The organism is Duganella sp. BJB1802 (assembly GCF_013369445.1).
In the GTDB taxonomy this organism is placed as follows: domain Bacteria; phylum Pseudomonadota; class Gammaproteobacteria; order Burkholderiales; family Burkholderiaceae_D; genus Rugamonas; species Rugamonas vulcania_A.
On record NZ_JABWEF010000030.1, the window covers coordinates 1 to 22,334 of the forward strand.

24 protein-coding genes are annotated in these 22,334 nt (G+C 64.1%); 17 read left to right on the plus strand and 7 right to left on the minus strand.

Features of this window, described 5'->3' with window-relative positions; translation table 11 throughout:
- From HUX88_RS30335 to clpB, 3 genes are all read left to right on the plus strand, one after another.
- On the plus strand, nt 1-1,963 hold a 1,963-nt coding region (locus HUX88_RS30335), incomplete at its 5' end, for a DUF349 domain-containing protein (RefSeq protein ID WP_176364180.1).
- Nucleotides 1,960-2,427 carry a molybdenum cofactor biosynthesis protein MoaE gene (locus tag HUX88_RS30340; protein WP_176364181.1) on the plus strand — a complete coding sequence of 156 codons (468 nt, stop codon included), beginning with the start codon at nt 1,960-1,962 and terminating at the stop codon, nt 2,425-2,427. The genes HUX88_RS30335 and HUX88_RS30340, both read left to right, overlap by 4 nt.
- Before the next feature lie 100 nt (nt 2,428-2,527).
- Complete coding sequence (clpB, locus tag HUX88_RS30345) at nt 2,528-5,110, plus strand: ATP-dependent chaperone ClpB (protein WP_176364182.1); 2,583 nt, start codon at nt 2,528-2,530, stop codon at nt 5,108-5,110.
- On the opposite strand, the gene HUX88_RS30350 is transcribed toward clpB, so the two are convergent.
- Both HUX88_RS30350 and HUX88_RS30355 read right to left on the minus strand, forming a co-directional pair.
- On the minus strand, nt 5,107-6,030 hold the full coding sequence (locus HUX88_RS30350; RefSeq protein WP_117013690.1) for a GGDEF domain-containing protein: 924 nt from the start codon (nt 6,028-6,030) through the stop codon (nt 5,107-5,109). The genes clpB and HUX88_RS30350 overlap by 4 nt on opposite strands.
- 98 nt (nt 6,031-6,128) lie before the next feature.
- The gene (locus tag HUX88_RS30355; protein WP_117013691.1) at nt 6,129-6,917 is read right to left on the minus strand and encodes a helix-turn-helix transcriptional regulator; all 789 of its coding nucleotides are present in this window, start codon (nt 6,915-6,917) and stop codon (nt 6,129-6,131) included.
- Nucleotides 6,918-7,011: 94 nt separating this feature from the next.
- On the opposite strand from HUX88_RS30355, the gene HUX88_RS30360 reads away from it, so the two are divergent.
- The 4 genes from HUX88_RS30360 (at nt 7,012) to aceA (ending at nt 11,092) form a co-directional block, all read left to right on the plus strand.
- The gene (locus tag HUX88_RS30360; protein WP_176364183.1) at nt 7,012-8,235 is read left to right on the plus strand and encodes an MFS transporter; all 1,224 of its coding nucleotides are present in this window, start codon (nt 7,012-7,014) and stop codon (nt 8,233-8,235) included.
- Between the two features lie 36 nt (nt 8,236-8,271).
- Nucleotides 8,272-8,766 carry a ribonuclease E activity regulator RraA gene (gene rraA, locus HUX88_RS30365; RefSeq protein ID WP_117013832.1) on the plus strand — a complete coding sequence of 165 codons (495 nt, stop codon included), beginning with the start codon at nt 8,272-8,274 and terminating at the stop codon, nt 8,764-8,766.
- Between the two features lie 125 nt (nt 8,767-8,891).
- On the plus strand, nt 8,892-9,494 hold the full coding sequence (locus tag HUX88_RS30370; RefSeq protein ID WP_176364184.1) for a PEP-CTERM sorting domain-containing protein: 603 nt from the start codon (nt 8,892-8,894) through the stop codon (nt 9,492-9,494).
- A 302-nt stretch (nt 9,495-9,796) separates the two neighbouring features.
- The gene (aceA, locus tag HUX88_RS30375; protein WP_176364185.1) at nt 9,797-11,092 is read left to right on the plus strand and encodes an isocitrate lyase; all 1,296 of its coding nucleotides are present in this window, start codon (nt 9,797-9,799) and stop codon (nt 11,090-11,092) included.
- A gap of 48 nt (nt 11,093-11,140) precedes the next feature.
- On the opposite strand, the gene HUX88_RS30380 is transcribed toward aceA, so the two are convergent.
- Both HUX88_RS30380 and HUX88_RS30385 read right to left on the minus strand, forming a co-directional pair.
- The gene (locus tag HUX88_RS30380) at nt 11,141-11,365 is read right to left on the minus strand and encodes a hypothetical protein (protein WP_117013694.1); all 225 of its coding nucleotides are present in this window, start codon (nt 11,363-11,365) and stop codon (nt 11,141-11,143) included.
- Complete coding sequence (locus HUX88_RS30385) at nt 11,362-11,619, minus strand: hypothetical protein (protein WP_117013834.1); 258 nt, start codon at nt 11,617-11,619, stop codon at nt 11,362-11,364. Before HUX88_RS30385 ends, HUX88_RS30380 begins: the two co-directional genes overlap by 4 nt.
- A 174-nt stretch (nt 11,620-11,793) precedes the next feature.
- On the opposite strand from HUX88_RS30385, the gene HUX88_RS30390 reads away from it, so the two are divergent.
- A complete protein-coding gene (locus tag HUX88_RS30390) occupies nt 11,794-12,723 on the plus strand; it encodes a 23S rRNA (adenine(2030)-N(6))-methyltransferase RlmJ (RefSeq protein ID WP_117013695.1) in 930 nt (309 codons plus the stop codon).
- Between the two features lie 102 nt (nt 12,724-12,825).
- Entirely contained in the window at nt 12,826-14,094 is a 1,269-nt protein-coding gene (locus HUX88_RS30395) for an EAL and HDOD domain-containing protein (protein WP_176364186.1), read from the plus strand.
- A 1-nt stretch (nt 14,095) separates the two neighbouring features.
- Here the strand turns inward: HUX88_RS30395 and HUX88_RS30400 are convergent, their stop codons facing one another.
- Both HUX88_RS30400 and HUX88_RS30405 read right to left on the minus strand, forming a co-directional pair.
- Nucleotides 14,096-14,821: an SAM-dependent methyltransferase gene (locus tag HUX88_RS30400; RefSeq protein WP_176364187.1), complete on the minus strand. Its 726-nt coding sequence runs from the start codon at nt 14,819-14,821 to the stop codon at nt 14,096-14,098.
- Between the two features lie 8 nt (nt 14,822-14,829).
- Nucleotides 14,830-15,420, minus strand: a complete 591-nt coding sequence (locus HUX88_RS30405; RefSeq protein WP_176364188.1) for a Maf family nucleotide pyrophosphatase — start codon at nt 15,418-15,420, stop codon at nt 14,830-14,832.
- 128 nt (nt 15,421-15,548) lie between these two features.
- On the opposite strand from HUX88_RS30405, the gene HUX88_RS30410 reads away from it, so the two are divergent.
- A complete protein-coding gene (locus HUX88_RS30410; RefSeq protein WP_117013699.1) occupies nt 15,549-16,046 on the plus strand; it encodes a DUF177 domain-containing protein in 498 nt (165 codons plus the stop codon).
- A 197-nt stretch (nt 16,047-16,243) separates the two neighbouring features.
- Nucleotides 16,244-16,426, plus strand: coding sequence for a 50S ribosomal protein L32 (gene rpmF, locus HUX88_RS30415; RefSeq protein WP_008449924.1), 183 nt, complete (start codon nt 16,244-16,246; stop codon nt 16,424-16,426).
- Nucleotides 16,427-16,460: 34 nt separating this feature from the next.
- Here the strand turns inward: rpmF and HUX88_RS31980 are convergent, their stop codons facing one another.
- Complete coding sequence (locus HUX88_RS31980) at nt 16,461-16,649, minus strand: hypothetical protein (RefSeq protein WP_217916506.1); 189 nt, start codon at nt 16,647-16,649, stop codon at nt 16,461-16,463.
- On the opposite strand from HUX88_RS31980, the gene plsX reads away from it, so the two are divergent.
- From plsX to fabF, 6 genes are all read left to right on the plus strand, one after another.
- Complete coding sequence (gene plsX / locus HUX88_RS30420) at nt 16,621-17,682, plus strand: phosphate acyltransferase PlsX (protein ID WP_117013700.1); 1,062 nt, start codon at nt 16,621-16,623, stop codon at nt 17,680-17,682. The genes HUX88_RS31980 and plsX overlap by 29 nt on opposite strands.
- 16 nt (nt 17,683-17,698) lie before the next feature.
- Entirely contained in the window at nt 17,699-18,706 is a 1,008-nt protein-coding gene (locus HUX88_RS30425) for a beta-ketoacyl-ACP synthase III (protein WP_117013701.1), read from the plus strand.
- A 118-nt stretch (nt 18,707-18,824) separates the two neighbouring features.
- On the plus strand, nt 18,825-19,766 hold the full coding sequence (gene fabD, locus HUX88_RS30430) for an ACP S-malonyltransferase (protein ID WP_176364189.1): 942 nt from the start codon (nt 18,825-18,827) through the stop codon (nt 19,764-19,766).
- A 45-nt stretch (nt 19,767-19,811) separates the two neighbouring features.
- Nucleotides 19,812-20,558, plus strand: a complete 747-nt coding sequence (fabG, locus tag HUX88_RS30435) for a 3-oxoacyl-ACP reductase FabG (RefSeq protein ID WP_176364190.1) — start codon at nt 19,812-19,814, stop codon at nt 20,556-20,558.
- 145 nt (nt 20,559-20,703) lie between these two features.
- Nucleotides 20,704-20,943: an acyl carrier protein gene (gene acpP, locus HUX88_RS30440; protein ID WP_008449912.1), complete on the plus strand. Its 240-nt coding sequence runs from the start codon at nt 20,704-20,706 to the stop codon at nt 20,941-20,943.
- 30 nt (nt 20,944-20,973) lie between these two features.
- Entirely contained in the window at nt 20,974-22,221 is a 1,248-nt protein-coding gene (gene fabF, locus HUX88_RS30445) for a beta-ketoacyl-ACP synthase II (protein ID WP_176364191.1), read from the plus strand.
- Nucleotides 22,222-22,334 lie beyond the last annotated feature (113 nt).

Sequence of the window (22,334 nt, forward strand, 5' to 3'; positions counted from 1 at the left end):
GCCCCGCCTGGAAGCGCAGGTCAACCTGCAGCGCACCATCATCGATGCCATGGCCGCGCTGCGCCAGCTGCCGTCCGCCGGCCTGCCGCCGGAGGAAGCGCAGCAGGCGCTGGAGCGCCACGCCGCCGCCCAGGCCGAATACCAGCAGGCCCCCGAACACAACGCCTTGCCCAAGCATCTGCTAAGCGACTACGCGCAGGCGCTGGAGCAGAGCCGCGCCGCCTTGTCGGCAGCGAGCCAGCGCGCCGCTGCCGCCGTCGAGCCCGAAGCCGCACCCGCCGCGCCCGCCGCCGAAGCGGCCGCCGAGGCGCCCGCCGCGCCGGCGCCCGCCGCGCGCGAGCCGAAGAAACCGGCCGCGCCCAAGGAAACCGACAAGAAATTCCTCGAAACGCTGGACGCGATGGAAGCCGCGCTGGAGCAAGGCTTGCTGCACGCGGCCGCCGACCACGACAAGTGGCTCAAGGAGCACAAGACCCGCTTGACGCCGGCCCAGACCGACCGTCTGAACCACGTCCGCGCCGAGTTGAAGCGGCTGGGCGACTGGGCGCGCTGGGGCGGCAACGTCTCGCGCGAGGAGCTGGTCAAGGCGGTGGAGGAGCTGCCCGCGCTGGGCCTGGCGATGAGCGAACTGGCCAAGAAGGTCGGCAGCATGCGCGAGCGCTGGAAGTCGCTGGACGCGGTCTCCGGCCACGCGCCCAAGAGCCTGTGGGAGCGCTTCGACAGCGCCTGCACCGCCGCCTACGCGCCGGCCGCCGCCCACTTCAAGCAACTGGCCGACGAGCGCCACGCCAACGCCGCCAAGGCCCAGGCGCTGATCGACGAGACCCGCAACATGGCCGCCGCCGCTGTGGCCGAGGGCGCGGACCTGAAGAACGTGGCCGCCGCCGGCCAGCGCCTGCGCCAGATGTGGGGCCGCCTGGGCACCATCGACCGCAAGGAAAAACGCAAGCTCGATCAAGCCTTCGACAAGGCGCTGGCGCAGATGCTGGCGCCGTTGGCCGAGCAGCGCAAGATCGAAACCGCTAAGCGCGAACTGCTGATCGCCGAGGCGGAGCAGATGCAGCCGGGCGACCGTCACACGCTGGACCACCTGCGCCGCCTGCAGGAACGCTGGCAGGAGCAGGCCAAGGCGCTGCCGCTGGAGCGCAAGGCCGAGCAGGCGCTGTGGCAGCGATTCCGCGCCGCCTGCGATGCGATCTTCGCCAAGCGCAAGGAGAGCGCGCACGCCGCCGACCACGAACGCAAGGCGCACCTGCATGCGCGCGAGGCGCTGTGCAAGGAGCTGGAAACGGCCACCTTCAGCGGCGAGGACAAGGCGCAGCTGGCGGCCATCGCCAAGACGCTGCGCGACGCGGCGGCGGCCTGGCATGCCGCCGGCGCCGTGCCGCGCGCATCGGAAGCGCGCATCCAGCAGCGTTATCAGGCTGCGGTGGCGGCGGTGCAGGGCCAGGCCGACGCGATCAAGCGCCGCGCCGGCGCGGCCCAGGCCAATGCGCTGCGCGACAAGCTGCGCCTGTGCCAGGCGCTGGAGAGCGCGATCGGCACGCCGGACGACGGCCCGGCCATCGACGGCGCCGACTGGCAGAGCCGCTGGTCGGCCTTGCCGCCGCTGGCCGCCGACTACGAGCGCGCCTTGCACGGCCGCTTCAACGCGGCGCTGGGCGCATTGGATGGCAAGCGCGGCGCCTACGCCGAGCAACTGGAGCGCAACCGCGCCAAGCTGCTCGATGAGGTGCTGCGGCTGGAGATCGTGGCCGGCGTCGACAGCGGCGCCGAGTTCGCGCGCGAGCGCCTGAAGATGCAGGTCGAGGTGCTGCAATCGTCGCTCAAGTCCGGCCAGAAGCCGCAGAGCGCCGGCAGCGCCTACCTGCAGCTGTGCGCGATGCCGGCCCTGGCCGACGACCGCACCGCCAGCCGCATCGAACAGCTGTTCCGCCGCATCGGCGCCGCGGAGCGCGCATGAGCGCCGACAGCGTCCGCATCCAGACCGGCGACTTCGATTTGAGCGCCGAGCTGGCGCAGCTGCGGGCCGCTAACCCCAAGGTCGGCGCCGTGGTGTCGTTTGTCGGCACCGTGCGCGACCTGAACGAGGGCGCCAGCGTGGCCGAGATGGAGCTGGAACACTACGCCGGCATGACCGAGCAGTCCATCCAGACCATCATCGAACAGGCCAAACAGCGCTGGCCGATTTACGGCGCGCTGGTGATCCACCGCGTCGGGCCGCTCAAGCCGCTGGACCAGATCGTGCTGGTGGCGGTGACCTCCGCCCATCGCGGCGAGGCCTTCGCCGCCTGCGAATACATCATCGACTACCTGAAGACCGAGGCGCCGTTCTGGAAAAAGGAACAGACCCCGGACGGCGCCCGCTGGGTCGACGCCCGCGTCAGCGACGATGTTGCACTGAGGAAATGGAGCACTGCGGCGTAATTGATTTGGGTCATGGATTTGTTAAATAAAAAGGCGTCTCCTTGAAACTGGATCGCATATCCCTATGTATGCGATAAGTTAAATTTATTGGAGCAATTCCATGCGGCAAGACAAACTCACCACCAAACTCCAGGAAGCCCTGTCGGACTCGCAGAGTCTGGCCGTAGGCAACGACAACCAATACATCGAACCGGTCCACCTGCTGACCGCGCTGCTGAACCAGAGTGACGGCAGCGCGCGCTCGCTGCTGCAGCGCGCCGGCGTCAACGTCGGCGGCCTGACCAAGGCGCTGGGCGCGTCGCTCGAGCGCCTGCCCAAGGTGTCCGGCAACGGCGGCGACGTGCAGGCCGGCCGCGAGCTGGTCTCGGTGCTGAACCTGGCGGACAAGGAAGCGCAGAAGCGCGTCGACCAGTTCATCTCCAGCGAGATGGTGCTGCTGGCGCTGACCGACGATAAATCCGACGCCGGCAAGCTGGCGCGCGAGAACGGCCTGACCCGCAAGTCGCTGGAGGCGGCCATCGACACCGTGCGCGGTGGCGCCAAGGTCGACAACGCCGACGCCGAAGGCCAGCGCGAGGCGCTGAAAAAATACACGCTGGACCTGACCGAGCGCGCCCGCGCCGGCAAGCTCGATCCCGTGATCGGCCGCGACGACGAGATCCGCCGCGCCATCCAGGTGCTGCAGCGCCGCTCCAAGAACAATCCCGTGCTGATCGGCGAACCCGGCGTCGGCAAGACCGCCATCGTCGAGGGCCTGGCGCAGCGCATCGTCAACAACGAGGTGCCCGATTCGCTCAAGGGCAAGCGCGTGCTGGCGCTGGACATGGCGGCGCTGGTGGCGGGCGCCAAGTTCCGCGGCGAGTTCGAGGAACGCCTCAAGGCCGTGCTGAAAGAGCTGGCCATGGACGAGGGCCAGACCATCGTCTTCATCGACGAGATGCATACGATGGTCGGTGCCGGCAAGGCCGAGGGCTCCATGGACGCGGGCAATATGCTCAAGCCTGCGCTGGCGCGCGGCGAGCTGCATTGCGTGGGTGCGACCACGCTGGACGAATACCGCAAGTACATCGAGAAGGACGCCGCGCTGGAGCGCCGCTTCCAGAAGATCCTGGTCGACGAGCCGTCGGTGGAGGCCACCATCGCCATCCTGCGCGGCTTGCAGGACAAGTATGAGCTGCACCACAAGGTCGCCATCTCGGACGCCGCCATCATCGCCGCGGCCGAGCTGTCGCACCGCTACATCACCGACCGCTTCCTGCCCGACAAGGCGATCGACCTGATCGACGAGGCGGCATCGAAGATCAAAATCGAGATCGACTCCAAGCCGGAGGTGATGGACAAGCTGGAACGCCGCCTGATCCAGCTGAAGATCGAGAAGGAAGCCGTCAAGAAGGAGAAGGACGAGGGCTCGCGCCGCCGCCTGGACCTGATCGAGGAAGAGATCGCGCGCCTGCAGCGCGAGTTGAACGACTATGAGGAAATCCTCAAGGCCGAGAAGGCGGTGGTGCAGGGCAGCACCCACATCAAGGAAGAGATCGACCGCATCAAGCTGCAGATGGAGCAGGCCACGCGCGAGAGCAACTGGCAGCGCGTGTCGGAACTGCAGTACGGCCGCCTGCCCGAGCTGGAAGCGCAGCTCAAGCAGGCCGAGAGCATCAACGCCAAGGAGGGCGCGCCCGCGCAGCCCAAGCTGCTGCGCACCGAGGTCGGCGCCGAGGAGATCGCCGAGGTGGTCTCGCGCGCGACCGGCATTCCGGTCTCGCGCATGATGCAGGGCGAGCGCGACAAGCTGCTGCACATCGAGGAGAAGCTGCACGAGCGCGTGGTCGGCCAGGACGAGGCGATCGACGCCGTGTCCGACGCCATCCGCCGTTCGCGCGCCGGCCTGTCCGATCCGAACCGTCCGTATGGCTCGTTCATGTTCCTCGGACCGACGGGCGTCGGCAAGACCGAGCTGTCCAAGGCGCTGGCAGGCTTCCTGTTCGACACCGAGGAATCGATGATCCGCATCGACATGAGCGAATTCATGGAGAAGCATTCGGTGGCCCGCCTGATCGGCGCGCCGCCCGGCTACGTGGGCTACGACGAGGGCGGCTACCTGACCGAGGCCGTGCGCCGCAAGCCGTACAGCGTGATCCTGCTCGACGAGGTGGAGAAGGCGCACCCGGACGTGTTCAACGTGCTGCTGCAGGCGCTGGACGACGGCCGCATGACGGACGGCCAGGGCCGCACGGTGGACTTCAAGAACACGGTGATCATCATGACGTCCAACCTGGGCTCGCACAAGATCCAGGCGATGGAGGATGCCGATCCCGGCGTGGTCAAGCTGGCGGTGATGGCCGAGGTGCGTTCGCACTTCCGTCCGGAGTTCATCAACCGCATCGATGAGATCGTCGTGTTCCATGGCCTCGATGAGAAGAACATCGGCGCCATCGCCAAGATCCAGCTGGCGATCCTGGAACAGCGCCTGGCCAAGATGGAGATGACGCTGTCGGTCACCGACGCGGCGCTGCAGAAGATCGCCGAGGCGGGCTACGATCCGGTGTACGGCGCGCGGCCGCTGAAGCGGGCGATCCAGCAGCAGATCGAGAATCCGCTGTCCAAGCTGATCCTCGCGGGCCGCTTCGGCCCCAAGGACACCATCCACGTCGACGCGGTGAACGGGGAGCTGGCCTTCAGCTAAGCACCGTGATGGACGATGCGGTTGCGCCCGCCATGCTTGGCGCGGTACAGCGCATCGTCCGCCCGTTTCAGCACATCCTCGCTTGAGGTGTCGCCGGGCAGCATCTGGTCCAGGCCGCCGCTGATGGTGGCGCCCTGGCCCAGCGTGCCCAGTTCCCGCAGCTGCTCGGCGATGCGCTGGCGCAGCCGCTCGGCGATCGGCATCGCCTGTTCCCAGGTGGTGTGCGGCATCAGGATCACGAACTCGTCGCCGCCCAGCCGCGCCGGAAAGTCGGTGGTGCGCAACTCGCGCCGGCAGACGTCGGCCGTGACCTGGATGGCCTTGTCGCCGCTCAGGTGGCCGTAGCGGTCGTTGATGTCCTTGAAATTGTCGATGTCGAAGATCAGCACCGAGGCCGGCGTCCGGTAGCGGGCGTGCAGGCCGTGGCTGTCGTTGAGTGCCTGCATCAGCTTGCGGCGGTTGGCCAGGCCGGTCAGCGCGTCGGTCTCGCTCTGCATGCGCAGCAGGGCCTCCAGCTTTTTGCTGGTGGTGATATTGCTCGCCACCCACAGCACGGCGTCCTCGCCATCCACCTGGTAATCCAGCGCCTGCGCGCGGCCTTCGAACCAGATCGTGTCGTCGGGCCCGTCGCCTTCCAGGCCTTTCACATCCTTGCGGTCCAGCCGGTACTCGACCACGTGCAGGCCGCGCTTGGCCAGCGCGACGGAGATCTGTGCCAGGAACCAGGCGGTCTTCTCGGCGTTGAGGACGTCGCCGATGCGCTTGCCGACCAATGAGCTGCCGTCGTGGTAGTAGCGCGCGTCGGTGCCGCCGAACAGGGCGGCGTATTTGCCGCTGCGCGTGAAGATAAATGCCGGGTCCGGCAGCGCGGCAAGCAGCGATGCGATCTGTTCGGTCGTGAAGAGAGACAGGTCTGTCATCCGATAGCGTTGTTCCAGTTGTTGAGTTTCCACTAATGTACCGTACTTTCGTCCAAGACAACGTTAACGGTGCGCCAATGGAAAACTTGACCGATTATCTATTTTTCAGCGAAAAAAGATGTCGGCGTGCTGCCGAAGGTCTTCTTGAACATGGCCGAGAAGGCCGACTGGCTGGCATAGCCGAGCTGCGCCGCCACCTGCGACAGCGGCACGCCGCGCGCGATCAGCGGCGCCGCATGGGCCAGCCGCACGTGCTGGCGCCACTGGCTGAAGCTCATGCCCAGCTCGCGCTCGAACAGGCGCGTCAGCGTGCGCTCGGAGGCGCCCACGCGGCCGGCCCAGGCTTCCAGCGTCAGCTCGGCGCCGGGATCGGCGATCAGCGCGTCGCACAGCGTTTTCAGGCGCTTGTCGTGCGGCAGCGGCACGCGCAGCGGACGGGCGGCGCAGCGCGGCAGCTCGTCCAGGATCATCTCGGACAGCAGATGCTCACGGTTGGACTGCTCGTCCTGGTCGTGCTGCTCCAGCGTGGCCAGCAGCTCGCGCAGCAGGCTGGACACCTCCACCACCTTGCAGGCTTCGGGAAAGGGCGAGCGGCTGGCGTGCACGCACAGCGGACGCAGCCGGATCGGCTCCAGCACCGTGACCGCGTGCTCGACCTCCGGCGCGATCCAGATGGCGCGCTGTGGCGGCACGATCCAGCTGCTGTGGTTGGCCGTCACGCGCATCACGCCCTGCATGGCGTAGGTGAACTGGCCCCACGGGTGGTGGTGGGGCAGCAGCACGGCGTCGGTTGGCAGGTCGCGGCCGGACATGGTCAGCGGCCGGTCGGCGGTGGGGAAGTTGCAATTCCAGTTGAATTGCGTGTGCGTGAGGACGCGGATAGCCATGGCGGATATGCGACAAATGTTGACGCACTATCTTAAATCAGACTGGCGGCAAGTGCTTACACTATGCTTTCTTTTTTTGAAACAGGGAGGCAGTATGAACGATACATCCTTGCTGCGGCAGGACGCCAGGATCATCGGCCTGGTCGGGCTGGCGCACGGCACTTCGCACTTTTATCACGTGATCCTGGCGGCGCTGATTCCGTGGCTGAAGCCGGAATTCCAGCTCAGCTACGCCGAGCTGGGCCTGCTGATGACGGTGTTCTTCACCGTGTCCGGCGTGGGGCAGGCGATGGCCGGCTTCGTTGTCGACCGCTACAGCGCGCGCACGGTGCTGTTCGGCGGCATCGCGCTGCTGGGCTTGTCTGCGGTGATGCTGTCCAGCGCGCACAGCTACGCGCAGCTGATGCTGGGCGCCTTCCTGGCGGGCTGCGGCAACAGCGTGTTCCATCCGGCCGACTACACGCTGCTCAACCAGCGGGTGTCCAAGGCGCGGCTGGCGCACGGTTTTTCGGTGCACGGCATCAGCGGCAATATCGGCTGGGCGCTGTCGCCCTTGTTCCTGACCTTCGTGGCCAGCCGCACCGACTGGCGCACGGCGCTGCTGAGCGCGGCCCTGTTGCCGCTGGCGGTGCTGGCGCTGCTGGTCTGGAACCGCCATGCCTTGCGTCCCGAGCCGGCGCCGGTGCCGACGGCCGCGGCGGCCGCGGCGGGCAAGGGCGGCGCGCTCGGCTTCCTGCGGCTGCAGGTGGTGTGGATGTGCTTTGCCTTCTTCCTGATCTCGGCGGTGGCGCTGGCCGGCATCCAGAGTTTCGCGGCCACCAGCCTGGTCAGCCTGTATGGCATGTCGCTGGCCTGGGCCACCACGGCCTACACCGCCTATATGATCGCCTCGGCGGTGGGCATGCTGTACGGCGGCTTCCTGGGCGCGGGCAGCCGCCACCACGACCGCATCATCATGCTGGCGTTCGGCTCGGCGGCGCTGATGGCGCTGCTGCTGGCGGCGGCCGTGGTGCCGGCCTGGATGGCGGTCGTCCTGATGGGGGCGATCGGCCTGGTGACCGGCATCTCGGGGCCGTCGCGCGACCTGCTGATACGCGGCGCGGCGCCGGCCAACGCCACCGGCCGCGTGTTCGGCGTCGTGTATTCCGGCCTGGACAGTGGCCTGGCGCTGGGCCCGCTGCTGTTCGGCGCGCTGATGGACGCCAACCATCCGTCCGGCGTGTTCATCGGCATCGCCGTGTTCCAGGCGCTGGTGATCCTGACCACGCTGGGCGTGGGCAGCAAGACGCGCGTGGTGGCCGTGCCGAAAACAGCATAGAATCGTTGCTACCTTTAACAACTGCGCGGGACGATGATGAGCTTTGCAACCACCGATTTATGCGACGACAACGCCAATCTGCTGGAGGACGGCCGCCTGGCCGTGCTGCCGCCGGTCTTCCGCCACTTCGGCAGGCAGATGCGCTTTTCCGGCCGCGTGACCACCCTCAAGGTGCATGAGGACAATGCGCTGGTGCGCTCGGTGCTGGAAACCCAGGGCGGCGGCAACGTGCTGGTGATCGACGGTGGCGGCAGCCTGCGCCGCGCGCTGGTCGGTGGACAGCTCGGCCTGCTGGCCCAGGACAACGGCTGGGCCGGCATCATCGTCGACGGTTGCATCCGCGACACCGACGAGATCAATTCCTGCGAGATCGGCGTGCGCGCGCTGGGCGCCCATCCGCAAAAAAGCAGCAAGAAGGGCGCCGGCGAACGCAATGTGCGGGTGCACGTCCAGGGCGTGCCGGTGCAGCCCGGCGACTGGATCTATGCCGATGCCGACGGCATCCTGGTGGCGCAGCAGATGCTTGCCTGAGTGAATTTCCAAAATGGAAACTTCTGTGGTGTTTTCGCAATAATAGATTGACTATAGTGCGTTTGCGTGCAAATATTGCAATATATTAATCTTTAGTGCTTGGCGCCACATTGCAGGAGTTCTCCATGAAAAAACTTACGTTTGCTGTGCTGTGCGCGCTTGCCGGCCTGTCCGCCCATGCCGCGCAGGTGACGTCGCTGCCAGGCGGAGTGGTCTTGACGATGCCGGAGCTTGGTTATTTCGGCTCCGGTCCTCTGAACCTGGCGCCAGGCGTGGACTGGAGCAGCGCTTATGGCGACTCGGTCTTCGGTTATAGCGGCGCCTACGGCTTTGCCGACAATGGTATGTGGAAGGGCCTGACGATGGCCGGCACCAACGATCAAGTCAGTACCATGACGTTGGCGTTCAGCCAGGCGGTCGCCGGCGTCGGCGCGTTCTTCAATTATTCGCCGCGGTATTTCGGCCCGGCGACGATCGCGGTCTACGATGCGAACCATACCCTGATCGAATCGACCACCTTGACCTTTATCACCGATGGCGGCCTGAACCAGGGCGAATTCCACGGCTTCCTGGAGCATTCGCCGTCGATCAGCTACTTCTCGATGACCGGCGCCTACATCGGTGCGGCCAATTTCGCGGTGCAGGCCGTTCCCGAGCCGGGAACCTATGCCATGCTGGTGGCCGGCCTGGGCCTGCTCGGCATTGCCGGCCGCCGCCGCCAAGCCTGACGCTGCCCCTACATTTCTCTGACACCCCGTAAGCCACGCGGCTTGCGGGGTGTTTTCATTTCAAAGCCGCGATTTTTCATCTGGCGAGGCTTCCGTTTCACATCGCGGAAAGATCTGGACCTGGCTGGTCTTTTTCTCTTCCATTTCAAGAAATTCCATTCCGCATCATGGGAACTGATGGCTATCTAGTTGATTCATATGAATTTATATTTGGTTATATGTCTTATATAAGACTATTGGTGCGTGGCACAAAAGCGGCTACTATTTATTCAACGGATTTCGTTTTTAAATAGGAGAACATCATGGCAACTCGTGAACAGCAAATCGCAGCCTTGCAAAAGGACTGGGACACCAACCCCCGCTGGAAGGGCGTGACCCGCACCTACACCGCCGAGGACGTGGTGCGCCTGCGCGGCTCCCTGCAGATCGAGCACACGCTGGCCAAGCGCGGCGCCGAAAAGCTGTGGGACCTGGTCAACAACGAGCCCTACGTCAACGCCCTGGGCGCGCTGACCGGCAACCAGGCCATGCAGCAGGTCAAGGCCGGGCTGAAGGCGATCTACCTGTCCGGCTGGCAGGTGGCCGGCGACGCCAACCTGGCCGGCGAGATGTATCCCGACCAGTCGCTGTATCCGGCCAACTCGGTGCCGATGGTGGTCAAGCGCATCAACAACACCTTCCAGCGCGCCGACCAGATCCAGTGGTCCGAGGGCAAGGACGACATCGACTTCTTCGCGCCCATCGTGGCCGACGCCGAGGCCGGTTTCGGCGGGGTGCTGAACGCCTACGAGTTGATGAAATCCATGATCGACGCCGGCGCCGCCGGCGTGCACTTCGAGGACCAGCTGGCCTCGGTCAAGAAATGCGGCCACATGGGCGGTAAGGTGCTGGTCCCCACGCGCGAGGCGGTGGAAAAACTGACCGCGGCACGCCTGGCGGCCGACGTCATGGGCACCTCGACACTGGTGATCGCCCGCACCGACGCCGAGGCGGCCGATCTGCTGACCTCGGACGTGGACGACAACGACAAGCCGTTCTGCACCGGCGAGCGCACGGTGGAAGGCTACTACAATGTCCAGCCCGGCATGGACCAGGCTATTTCGCGCGCGCTGGCCTACGCGCCGTACGCCGACCTGGTCTGGTGCGAGACCGGCAAGCCCGACCTGGCCTTCGCCAAGCGCTTCGCCGAGGCCGTGCACGCCAAATTCCCCGGCAAGATGCTGGCCTATAACTGCTCGCCGTCGTTCAACTGGAAGAAAAACCTGGACGACGCCACCATCGCCAGGTTCCAGAAGGAGCTGGGCGCCATGGGCTACAAGTTCCAGTTCATCACGCTGGCCGGCTTCCACGCGCTGAACTACGGCATGTTCAACCTGGCGCACGGCTACGCGCGCCGCCAGATGTCGGCCTTTGTGGAACTGCAAGAGGCGGAATTCGTCGCGGCCGAGAAGGGCTTCACGGCGGTCAAGCACCAGCGCGAAGTCGGCACCGGCTATTTCGACGCGGTGACCCAGTGCATCCAGAATGGCCAGTCGTCGACCACGGCGTTGCACGGTTCGACCGAGGATGAGCAATTCTTCGACAAGAAGGTGGCCTGAACGGCCTGAAGCGGCGGGGCAGGCCGGCCCCCGCCGCGATTGCCTGCCTCAAGGCTTGGCAAGATGCTGCTGCAGATGCTGGTTCAGACGATTTTGGAAGTCGTCCAGGTCGTTGATGGTGGCCAGGTCGTCGTCGACCTCCACCATGTGGGTCACGTGGCCGGGGCCGAACGACACGCTGGCCTCCACGCTGCCCTGTTTATCCGACAGGGAATGTCCCTGCACCGCGCCCAGGATGTTGTTCTGGTCGTCCGTAATGATGGTCATTTTCATGACATGCCTCCGCCTTGCAGGTTGTGAAAGGCGCCGCCTATGCCCTGGTTGTGGATCTGGACGAAATAGGTGGCGTTGCCGTTGTTTTCCTTGCGCTTGCTTTGCTGGTCCGCCATGTGGATGGCGCCCAGGTTGGGCGCCTTGACGTCGGCCGTGGCGAACTGCGTGCCGTGGTCGACGCCATAGGTGTAGCTCCAGTACGCCGTCTGCCCCGGCGCCAGGTAGGTGAGCGGACCTACGTTGTTGAATGCCATGATGTCCTCCATGAAAGTACGCCGCGCCAGCGGATGCGGCCCGGCTACACCATCTTAGTCAGCACGGCGGGGCTCGCTTTGATGCAAACGATATGGGCGCTTTTTTGGTCGGCGCGGCTTTCTAGTGGATAATGCGGGATTGTTCCGCACCATCTAATTGAGAGTACCAAGCTTATGTTGAGTTACCGCCACGCCTTTCACGCGGGGAATCACGCCGATGTATTGAAGCATTTCGTGACCATCCAGTTGATGCAGTATCTGAACCAGAAGGATACGGCCTACAGCTACATCGACACCCACTCCGGCGCCGGCGTGTACGCGCTCGACGGCACTTTCGCCTCCAAGAACGCCGAGTACGACACCGGCATCGGCCCGCTGTGGGAGCGCACCGACATGCCCGCGCCGATCAAGGAATACGTCGACCTGGTGCGCGCCATGAACCCGAGCGGCAAGATGCGCTACTACCCCGGTTCGCCCTACATCGCCGACCAGGTCGCGCGCGAGCAGGATCGCCTGCGCCTGTTCGAGCTGCATCCGGCCGATTCCAAGCTGCTGGCCGATAACTTCCGCAAGCTCGAAGAGCACGCCGCGCAGCAGGGCATCCGCCCGACCACGCGCGGCAAGCGCGTGCTGATCACCCGCGGCGACGGTTTCCAGGCGTTGAAGTCGCTGCTGCCGCCGCCGTCGCGCCGCGCGCTGGTGCTGATCGATCCGCCGTACGAGGACAAGCAGGACTACAAAAAGGTCAAGGACACGCTGGCCGAGGCGCTGGTGCGCTTCCCGACCGGCACCTACGCCGTTTGGTACCCGCTGCTGCAGCGCATGGAGTCGCGCCAGTTCGCCGACAAGCTCAAGCAGTTGCAGTGCAACGACTGGCTCAACGTGGTGCTGACCACCAACACGCCGATGCCGGACGGCTTCGGCCTGCACAGCAGCGGCATGTTCATCCTCAATCCGCCGTACACGCTGGAGCCGATGCTCAAGGAAGTCATGCCCTACCTGGTCAAGGTGCTGGGCAAGGATTCCGGCGCCCGCTTCACGCTGGAAAGCGGAAAGCCGATGGCAACGCGCAACAATGCGGTGCGCCGGCCTGTTTCACGCTAGAAAAACGTTGTCAGGACGGTACGGAGAGGTATAGTCTGGTAGTTAGCGGGTTGTCGCTTGAGACGGCAGCCCGCATTAGCAGATTGCGAATGGGGGCTTCCCATGATGATCGCGCCGCCGACCATGTCGTCCAAGCTAGCCGATAATTTCTTTCTTGCCCGCCAGCCCATCCTCAACCGGGGACAACGGCTGGTCGCGTATGAGCTGCTGTTCCGCGACGCCCGCACCCGCAACGAGGCCGACGTCACCGACGACGCCGAGGCCACCGCCACCGTGATCGCCCACGCCTCCGAGCTGGGCATGGAGCATGTGGTGGGCGACCAGATGGCCTTCGTCAACGTCGACGCCATCGGCCTGATGAGCGACTTCATCCGCTTCCTGCCCAACGACAAGGTCATCCTGGAGATCCTGGAGACCGTCAAGGCCACGCCGGAAATCCTCGACCGCATACGCGAGCTCAAGCAAGCCGGCTTCAAGTTCGCGCTGGACGACGTGATCGGCCATTCCGAGGACGTGCAGAAATTCCAGCCGCTGTGTGACGTCATCAAGGTGGACATCAAGGACATGCAGCCCGGCACCTTGCCGGCGCTGGCGCGGGTGTTGAAGAACCCCAGGCAAAAGCTGCTGGCCGAAAAGGTCGAGACCATCGAAGAGTTCCAGGAGTGCATGGAGCTGGGCTTCGAATACTTCCAGGGCTATTATTTCGCGCGCCCCGTCATCCTCAGCGGCAAGAAGATCTCGCCGTCGCAGCGCAGCGTGTTGCACCTGCTGGACCTGCTCAACACCGACGCCAGCAGCCACGAGATTGAACGCAGCGTCAAGCACGACGCGCTGATCACGCTCAACCTGCTGCGCCTGGTGAACACGCCGGCGGTCGGCGCGCGCTACCGCATCAACTCGGTCGGCCACGCGCTGATGGTGCTGGGACGGCGCCAACTGAAGCGCTGGCTGCAGATCCTGTTGTACGTGAAGACCGGCAGCGCCCAGGAATTCACATCGCCGCTGCTGCAGCTGGCCACCACGCGCGGCAAGACCATGGAGCTGATGGTCGAGCACCTGCGGCCGGGCCAGCGCGTCAGCGCCGACATCGGCTTCACGGTGGGGGTGATGTCGCTGATGGACACGCTGTTCTCCATCCACATGCGCGACGTGCTGGAAAGCGTGAACGTGCTCGACGAGGTGCGCGCCGCGCTGCTGCACCGCAGCGGCGACTACGGCAGCATGCTCAACCTGATCGAGCACATCGAGCGCGACCGCGACGGCAAGCAACTGGCGCAGCTGCTGCACCAGCTGGCGTTGACGCCGGCCGAACTGTACGATATCCAGCTGGCCGCGATCGAGTGGGTGACCGAGTACACGCGCGGCGTCTGAGTTACTGGCCCAGCAGCAGGAACACGGTCGGCTTCTTGTGGAAGTCCGGCGCCTTCGCGCTCTTCCATTGCGCCGCGCTCATGGTGCGGATGGTTTCCGACGGCAGGCTCAGGTCGGTCGCCACGCACAGCAGCGTGCCGGGCGCGCAGGCCGCCACCAGCGCCTCCAGCATGGCGGCGTTGCGGTAGGGCGTCTCGATGAACAGCTGCGTCTGCTTTTCCTTGCGCGAGCGCTGTTCCAGTTCCTTGATGCGGGTGGCGCGCTGCGCCGCGTCGGTCGGCAGGTAGCCGTTGAAGGCGAAGCTCTGGCCGTTCAGGCCGCTCGCCATCACGGCCAGCAGCAGCGACGACGGCCCCACCAGCGGCCGCACCGGGATGTTGTGCCGGTGCGCCAGCCGCACCAGGTCGGCGCCGGGATCGGCCACCGCCGGCACGCCGGCTTCCGACACCAGTCCGCCGTCCTGGCCGGCCAGCAGCGGTGCCAGCAGGCCCGCCAGCGCGGCCGCCGGGGTGTTGACGTTCAGCTCGGAGATGGTGATCTCCTGCAGCGGCTTGGCCAGCGGATGGTTGGCGTTGACCAGCTTGAGGAAGGCGCGCGCCGTCTTGGCGTTCTCGGCGACGAAGTAATCCAGCTGCGAGGTGATTTGCTGCACCTGTTCGGGCAGCACGGAGGAGAGCGCTTCAGTCTCGCCCAGGGTGTTCGGTATTAAAAAGAGGGTGCCGGTCATAAAAACAGTCAGGTATTAAAAAAGGAAACGCCAATCTTGCGCAGCATGCCTGTCAGCGCGATCAAAGGCAAGCCGGTGAGGGCGGTCGGGTCGCTGCTGTCGATGCGTTCCAGGATGGCGATGCCGAGCGCCTCGTTCTTGGCGCTGCCGGCGCAGTCGTAGGGCTGTTCGATGCGCAGGTAGGCGTCGAGCTCGGCGTCGGGCAGGTCGCGGAACTTCACGACGGTCTGAATGTCTTCCACTTGTGCCATGCCGTCGCGGCCATCCCAGACGCACAGCGCGGTGTGGAAAACGACCTCGCGGCCGCGCATCTTTTGCAGCTGGGCCAGGGCGTTGGCGTGGTTGCCGGGCTTGCCGATCTGCTCGTCGTCCAGCGTGGCGACCTGGTCGGAGCCGATGACCACGCGGCCCGGCATCTTGGCGGCCACGGCGGCGGCTTTCTCCCGCGCCAGGCGCAGCGCGGTGGCGCTGGGCGTCTCGCCGGGCAGCGGGGATTCGTCGATGTCGGGCACCGCCACGTCGAACGGCAGTTGCAACCGTAATAAGAGTTCCCTGCGGTAGGCGGAGCTGGAGGCGAGTACGAGTAAACTTGATGTCATGAGGGGAATGTTATATGCTCTGTCGCCGGTAGTGCCAGCGGCACAAAAAGAACGAAAAAAGCGCTAAGGCTTTGACTTGACGATGAAAACCCTGTTATTATCGCAGGTTTTCCGGGGAAATTTCTGTAATGAATGCTATTGTGATCGACGCCTTTGATTTTTGTCGGAGCAACGGCAGCCAGCAAGGCGTGACGCCTGTTGCCGAAATGACCCGCTTGACCAAGGATTGTGCGGATACGTCCGGCACCATCGCCTGGAAAGCAGTAGGGGGCACCAGCAAGATGGGCTTCCCGCAGATGACGCTGTCGGTTGCCGGCACCGTGCAACTGGTCTGCCAGCGCTGCCTGACGCCTTACGCTCACACCATCGATGCGTCGACGGTCCTGATGCTGGGCAAGGATGATGCGCAGGCGGATGAAATCGAAGAAATGATCAACGACGAGACGATCGATGTCATCGTCGGCAGCCGCAGCATGGAGCTGATGGACCTGGTGGAAGACGAAGCGCTGCTGGCCTTGCCGCACACGCCGAAACATGATGTCTGCCCCGATTCCGCTCTGCTGGACAAGGCGAAAAGCGAAAAGTTGTCGCCGTTCGACGCCCTCAAGGGCCTCAAATCCGAATAAGCAGTACCGAATAAGTAGTGTTGTAAAGAACGTGTCAAACGCGTGTAGTAAATCGAGTATGGCAAGTCAGCAGTGAAGTGTAGTAAATCTCAGTTTAACTATGCCGGTTCAGTTTTGCCGGCAGGATACTCGATTCGCATGTATTTGCTGGTCGAATGTGTTAAAATTTTAGAACTTATGTATTAGGAGTCATTAACATGGCAGTTCAACAGAACAAGAAGTCCCCTTCGAAGCGCGGTATGCACCGTTCGCACGATTTCCTGGTTGCTCCACAACTGGGCATCGAGCCAACCACCGGTGAAACCCACCTGCGTCACCACATCAGCCCTAACGGCTTCTACCGTGGTCGTAAAGTCCTGAAAACCAAAAACGACGAGTAATCGACGCTTTTGCTGGACCTGGAAATAGGCGGTGCTACGTGGATAACTCGCGGAGCATCGCTTTTTCTTTATCATCGGCTGCAATCCTCTTTTGCACACCGTCATTTTGAAACGCGTAGACCTGGATGTTGTTGGTCCGCAGCTTGCCGCAGCTTGCCCTATCCGGGCTGGAGCGTGGTACTGAATCAAAACAAATGACAATCAAAATTTCTATCGACTGCATGGGTGGCGATCACGGCCCGTCGGTCACTATCCCCGCAGCAGTTTCCTTCCTCAAACGTGAGCCTGACGCTGAACTGATCCTGGTCGGTTTGGAGGACGTCATCCGCGCGGAATTGAAAAAGCAGCACGCCGACGCGCATCCGCGCATCACCGTGCAACACGCCTCCGAACAAGTCACCATGGACGATCCGCTCGAAGTGGCCCTGCGCCGCAAGAAGGATTCGTCGATGCGCGTCGCCATCGAGCAGGTCAAGGACGGCAAGGCCCAGGCCTGCGTCTCGGCCGGCAACACCGGCGCGCTGATGGCGGTGTCCCGCTACGTGCTCAAGACCATGACCGGCGTCGACCGTCCCGCCATCTGCGGCATCATGCCGAACCAGAAAAACGGCCCGACCTACATGCTGGACCTGGGCGCCAACGTCGACTGCGAACCGCATCACCTGCACCAGTTCGCCATCATGGGCTCGGTGCTGGTCTCGGCCATGGAAAAGATCGCCCGCCCGACCATCGGCCTGCTGAACGTCGGCACCGAGGACATCAAGGGCAACGAGGTGGTCAAGGCCACCAGCAAGCTGCTGCAGGCCGACCACGAGCGCGGCGCCCTCAATTTCCACGGCAACGTCGAAGGCAACGACATCTTCAAGGGCACCACCGACATCGTGGTGTGCGACGGCTTTGTCGGCAACGTGACGCTCAAGGCGGTCGAGGGCGTGGCGCGCTTCTTCGGCGACACGCTGCGCACCGAGTTCAAGCGCAACCTGTTGACCATGCTGGGCGCCTTGCTCGGCGGCGGCGCGCTGAAGGCGGTCAAGGATCGCTTCCAGCCGTCGCGCCACAACGGCGCCAGCCTGCTGGGCCTGCGCGGCCTGGTGTTCAAGAGCCATGGCGGCGCCGATGCCTATTCCTATGAGTGGGCGATCCGACGCGCGTATGATGCTGCAAAAAATGACGTGTTGGGACATATCTCGGAAATGATCGCCGAGCTCATGCCGCGCAACACGGATACCCCCGAAGTACCTGGCTCAACTATTTAGTGGACGGTAGAACGGCATGACTTTGTACAGCAAAATTATAGGCACCGGCAGCTACCTGCCGGAAAAGCGGGTGACCAACCAGGACCTGGCTGATCAACTCGCCGCCAAAGGCATCGAGACCTCGGACGAATGGATCGTCACCCGCAGCGGCATTTCGGCGCGCCATTTCGCCGAGCCGGAACAGAAATCGTCGGACCTGGCCGTCAACGCCGCCAAAAAGGCGCTGGAGATGGCGGGCCTGCAGCCCAACGATATTGACCTCATCGTGCTGGCCAGCTCGACGCCGGATTTCTTCGGCAGCTTCCCCAGCACCGCCTGCATCGTGCAGAAAAAACTGGGCATGACCAACAACAGCGCGGCGGTCGACGTGCAGGCCGTGTGCAGCGGCTTCGTCTACGCCGTCTCCACCGCCGATGCCTTCATCCGCGCCGGCGTGCACAAGAACGTGCTGGTGATCGGCGCCGAAGTGTTCTCGCGCATCCTCAACTTCGACGACCGCACCACCTGCGTGCTGTTCGGCGACGGCGCCGGCGCCATCGTGCTGAGCGCGTCGGAAGAGCCGGGCATCCTGGCCACCAAGCTGCACGCGGACGGCCGTCATTCGGACATCCTCAGCGTGCCGGGTTCGGTCGATGGCGGCGCGGTGGCCGGCAGCGCCTTCCTGTACATGGACGGTCCCGCCGTGTTCAAGCTGGCCGTGTCGGTGCTGGAGAAGGTCGCGCACGAAGCGCTGGACAAGGCCGGCATGACTTCGGATCAGATCGACTGGCTGATTCCGCACCAGGCCAACATCCGCATCATGAACAGCACCGCCAAGAAGCTGGGCCTGCCTGCTGAGAAGATGGTGGTCACGGTCGACCAGCACGGCAACACCTCGGCCGCCTCGATCCCGCTGGCGCTGGACGTCGCCGTGCGCGATGGCCGCATCAAGAAGGGGCAGAACATCATGATGGAAGGCGTCGGTGGCGGGTTCACCTGGGGCGCCGTCCTAGCGAGGTTGACGGATGACCTTATTGCTCGCTAGGACTGGGCGCGTTTTTAACGGCCTGAATTAGAATTAGAGTTCTAACGGGCTCGGCGGTAGCAAGGCTGTCACGATGGCATGCTAGCGTAGCGTTCAATAAAAATGAGATGGATGAAGTATGACTAAATTTGCTTTTGTATTTCCGGGCCAGGGTTCGCAAGCGATCGCGATGATGGACGGCTTCGCCGGCAACCCTGTGGTGGCGCAAACCATCGCCGAGGCGTCCGACGCGCTGCAGTTCGACCTGGGCAAGTTGATGGCCGAAGGTCCGAAGGAAGAACTGGACCTGACCACCAACACCCAGCCGGTGATGCTCACCGCCGCGGTCGCCGTGTACCGCGCCTGGATCGCTGCCGGCGGTCCGCTGCCGTCCATCGTTGCCGGCCACAGCCTGGGTGAATACTCGGCGCTGGTCGCGGCCGGTGTGATCTCGTTCAAGGACGCCGTGCCGCTGGTGCGCTTCCGCGCGCAGGCGATGCAGGAAGCCGTGCCGGTCGGCATGGGCACCATGGCCGTCGTGCTGGGCCTGTCGGACGACGACGTCCGCGCCGCCTGCGCCGAAGCCGCCGCCGCCGTGGTTGGTTCGGTGGTCGAGGCCGTCAATTTCAACGCCCCCGCGCAAGTGGTGATCGCCGGCGACACCGTCGCTGTCGAGCGCGCCTGCGAGATCGCCAAGGCCAAGGGCGCCAAGCGCGCCATGAAGCTGCCGGTGTCGGCGCCGTTCCACTCGTCGCTGCTCAAGCCCGCCTCGGACCGTCTGCGCGAGTACATGGACGGCCTGACCTTCTCGGCGCCGCAGATCGCGCTGATCAACAACGTCGACGTCGCCGTGCTGACCGATCCGGCCAGCATCAAGGATGCGCTGGTGCGCCAGGCCGCTTCGCCGGTGCGCTGGGTCGAAACCATGCAGAAGGTCGCCGCCGAAGGCATCACGCAAGTGGTCGAGTGCGGCCCGGGCAAGGTGCTGATGGGCTTGACCAAGCGCATCGACGCCACCCTGGTGGGCGACGCGATCACCGACCAGGCCTCGCTGGAGCGCGTGTTGACCGCGCTCAAATAAGCTGCCAGGTCTTCAGGCACACTCCCTAAACGTCTAAGGATACCCATGAATTTAACGAATCAAGTTGCCCTGGTCACGGGCGCATCGCGCGGCATCGGCAAGGCCATCGCCCAGGAGTTGGCGCGTCAAGGCGCCCGCGTGATCGGCACCGCCACCACCGAAGCCGGCGCTGAAGCGATCTCGGCCTATCTGGCGGAAATCGGCGCCGAAGCCGGCAAGGGCATGGTCCTCAACGTCACCGACGCCGCGCGCTGCGCCGCCGTCATCGACGACATCACCAAGACCTGGGGCGCCGTCGGCATCCTGGTCAACAACGCCGGTATCACGCAGGACCAGCTGGCCATGCGTATGAAGGATGAAGAGTGGGACAGCGTCATCGCCACCAACCTGAGCTCGGTCGGCCGCCTGTCGCGCGCCGTGCTGCGCGGCATGATGAAAGCCAAGACCGGGCGTATCATCAACATCACTTCGGTGGTGGCGTCCTCCGGCAATCCGGGCCAGATGAACTACGCCGCCGCCAAGGCCGGCGTGGAGGGCATGGGCCGCGCGCTGGCGCGTGAAATCGGCAGCCGCAACATCACCGTCAACAGCGTGGCGCCGGGCTTCATCGACACCGACATGACCAAGGCGCTGGGCGAAGAGCAGCACGCCGCCCTGCTGACGCAGATTCCGCTGGCGCGCCTGGGCAAGCCCGAGGACATCGCGGCCGCGGTCGCCTTCCTGGCGTCGCCGCAGGCGGCGTATATTACCGGTACCACCCTGCACGTGAACGGCGGGATGTACATGAATTGATGGGTTTCGGTGGCGGAAAAGCCACCGTTTCTCGTCTTTTAGCAGTGATTTCGGATTATTTAGCAGCAGCTACCGAAATTAGTTTTTCAGTGCGCAAACCTGATAAAATGCGCGCTTTCCGTAACAAACAAAATGGAGCCATAACATGTCGGATATCGAACAACGCGTTAAGAAAATCGTCGCTGAGCAACTGGGCGTCGCCGAAGCAGACATCAAGATCGAATCCTCGTTCGTCGACGACCTCGGCGCTGACTCCCTGGACACCGTGGAACTGGTGATGGCCCTGGAAGACGAATTCGAAATGGAAATCCCTGACGAACAAGCAGAAAAGATCACCACCGTGCAGCAAGCGATCGACTACGCTACCGCCCACGTCAAGGCGTAATTTCTGCCCGATCGACTTTAGGAGAATCGCTTGAGAGGTTCTAAAAACCGTCGTGTTGTCATCACCGGCCTGGGCGCCGTGACTCCGGTCGGCAATACTGTTGCCGAATCGTGGGCCGCGATCACCGAGGGTAAATCCGGGATTGCCAACATCACCAAGTTTGATGCGCAAGCTTTCACCACCAAGTTCGCCGGTGAAGTCAAAGGCTTCAATATCGAGGATTACATCCCCGCTAAGGAAGCGCGCCACATGGATACCTTTATCCATTACGGCATGGCGGCCGGCATCCAGTCGGTGCAAGACTCCGGCATCGTCGTCACCGAAGAGAATGCCGATCGCATCGGCGTCATCATCGGTTCCGGTATCGGCGGCCTGCCGCTGATCGAAGAAACCAAGGAAGAGTACGACAAGCGCGGTCCGCGCCGTATCTCGCCGTTCTTCGTGCCTGCCTCGATCATCAATATGATCTCGGGCAACCTGTCGATCAAGTACGGCATGCGTGGTCCTAACCTGTCGATCGTCACGGCCTGCACCACCGGCCTGCACTGCATCGGCGTGGCAGCCCGCATGATCGAGTACGGCGACGCCGACGTCATGGTGGCCGGCGGCGCGGAATCGACCGTGTCGCCGCTGGGCCTGGGCGGTTTCGCCTCGGCCCGCGCGCTGTCGACCCGCAACGACGATCCAGCGACCGCGTCCCGCCCATGGGACAAGGACCGCGACGGTTTCGTGCTGGGCGAGGGCGCCGGCGTGATGGTGCTCGAAGAGTACGAACACGCCAAGGCGCGCGGCGCCAAGATCTACGCCGAGCTGCTGGGTTTCGGGATGAGCGCCGACGCTTATCACATGACCTCGCCATTGGAAGATGGCAGCGGCGGCAGCAAGTCGGTGATTGCCGCGCTGGCCAACGCCGGCATCAATCCCGACCAGGTGCACTACCTGAACGCCCACGGCACGTCGACCCCGCAGGGCGACGTGGCGGAAGTGCAGGGCATCAAGCGCACCTTCGGCGCGCACGCCAAGAACATGGTGATCAATTCGACCAAGTCGATGACCGGTCACCTGTTGGGCGGCGCCGGCGGCCTGGAAGCGGTGTTTACGGTACTGGCGGTCCACCATCAGGTGTCGCCTCCGACCATCAACATCTTCAACCAGGACCCCGCTTGCGACCTGGACTTCTGCGCCAACGTGGCCCGTCCGATGAAGATCGAGTATGCAGTCAAGAACTCGTTCGGCTTCGGCGGCACCAATGGCAGCCTGGTGTTCGGCAAGATCTAAAGTCCGCAAAAGTTCGACCCCGCGTTGAACTAATCCACGCAAGCCCTGTCCAATCGGGGTGAGCGTGGATTCGGCGCCGGCTTCGCCGGCCAAGTACCGGCCTCGCGGCCGGC

Bases quoted from the DNA above. Each gene is read 5' to 3' on its own strand.
- HUX88_RS30340 (WP_176364181.1), top strand. From the start codon at position 1,960: ATGAGCGCCGACAGCGTCCGCATCCAGACCGGCGACTTCGATTTGAGC.
- clpB (WP_176364182.1), top strand. From the start codon at position 2,528: ATGCGGCAAGACAAACTCACCACCAAACTCCAGGAAGCCCTGTCGGAC.
- HUX88_RS30350 (WP_117013690.1), bottom strand. From the start codon at position 6,030: ATGACAGACCTGTCTCTCTTCACGACCGAACAGATCGCATCGCTGCTT.
- HUX88_RS30355 (WP_117013691.1), bottom strand. From the start codon at position 6,917: ATGGCTATCCGCGTCCTCACGCACACGCAATTCAACTGGAATTGCAAC.
- HUX88_RS30360 (WP_176364183.1), top strand. From the start codon at position 7,012: ATGAACGATACATCCTTGCTGCGGCAGGACGCCAGGATCATCGGCCTG.
- rraA (WP_117013832.1), top strand. From the start codon at position 8,272: ATGAGCTTTGCAACCACCGATTTATGCGACGACAACGCCAATCTGCTG.
- HUX88_RS30370 (WP_176364184.1), top strand. From the start codon at position 8,892: ATGAAAAAACTTACGTTTGCTGTGCTGTGCGCGCTTGCCGGCCTGTCC.
- aceA (WP_176364185.1), top strand. From the start codon at position 9,797: ATGGCAACTCGTGAACAGCAAATCGCAGCCTTGCAAAAGGACTGGGAC.
- HUX88_RS30380 (WP_117013694.1), bottom strand. From the start codon at position 11,365: ATGAAAATGACCATCATTACGGACGACCAGAACAACATCCTGGGCGCG.
- HUX88_RS30385 (WP_117013834.1), bottom strand. From the start codon at position 11,619: ATGGCATTCAACAACGTAGGTCCGCTCACCTACCTGGCGCCGGGGCAG.
- HUX88_RS30390 (WP_117013695.1), top strand. From the start codon at position 11,794: ATGTTGAGTTACCGCCACGCCTTTCACGCGGGGAATCACGCCGATGTA.
- HUX88_RS30395 (WP_176364186.1), top strand. From the start codon at position 12,826: ATGATGATCGCGCCGCCGACCATGTCGTCCAAGCTAGCCGATAATTTC.
- HUX88_RS30400 (WP_176364187.1), bottom strand. From the start codon at position 14,821: ATGACCGGCACCCTCTTTTTAATACCGAACACCCTGGGCGAGACTGAA.
- HUX88_RS30405 (WP_176364188.1), bottom strand. From the start codon at position 15,420: ATGACATCAAGTTTACTCGTACTCGCCTCCAGCTCCGCCTACCGCAGG.
- HUX88_RS30410 (WP_117013699.1), top strand. From the start codon at position 15,549: ATGAATGCTATTGTGATCGACGCCTTTGATTTTTGTCGGAGCAACGGC.
- rpmF (WP_008449924.1), top strand. From the start codon at position 16,244: ATGGCAGTTCAACAGAACAAGAAGTCCCCTTCGAAGCGCGGTATGCAC.
- plsX (WP_117013700.1), top strand. From the start codon at position 16,621: ATGACAATCAAAATTTCTATCGACTGCATGGGTGGCGATCACGGCCCG.
- HUX88_RS31980 (WP_217916506.1), bottom strand. From the start codon at position 16,649: ATGCAGTCGATAGAAATTTTGATTGTCATTTGTTTTGATTCAGTACCA.
- HUX88_RS30425 (WP_117013701.1), top strand. From the start codon at position 17,699: ATGACTTTGTACAGCAAAATTATAGGCACCGGCAGCTACCTGCCGGAA.
- fabD (WP_176364189.1), top strand. From the start codon at position 18,825: ATGACTAAATTTGCTTTTGTATTTCCGGGCCAGGGTTCGCAAGCGATC.
- fabG (WP_176364190.1), top strand. From the start codon at position 19,812: ATGAATTTAACGAATCAAGTTGCCCTGGTCACGGGCGCATCGCGCGGC.
- acpP (WP_008449912.1), top strand. From the start codon at position 20,704: ATGTCGGATATCGAACAACGCGTTAAGAAAATCGTCGCTGAGCAACTG.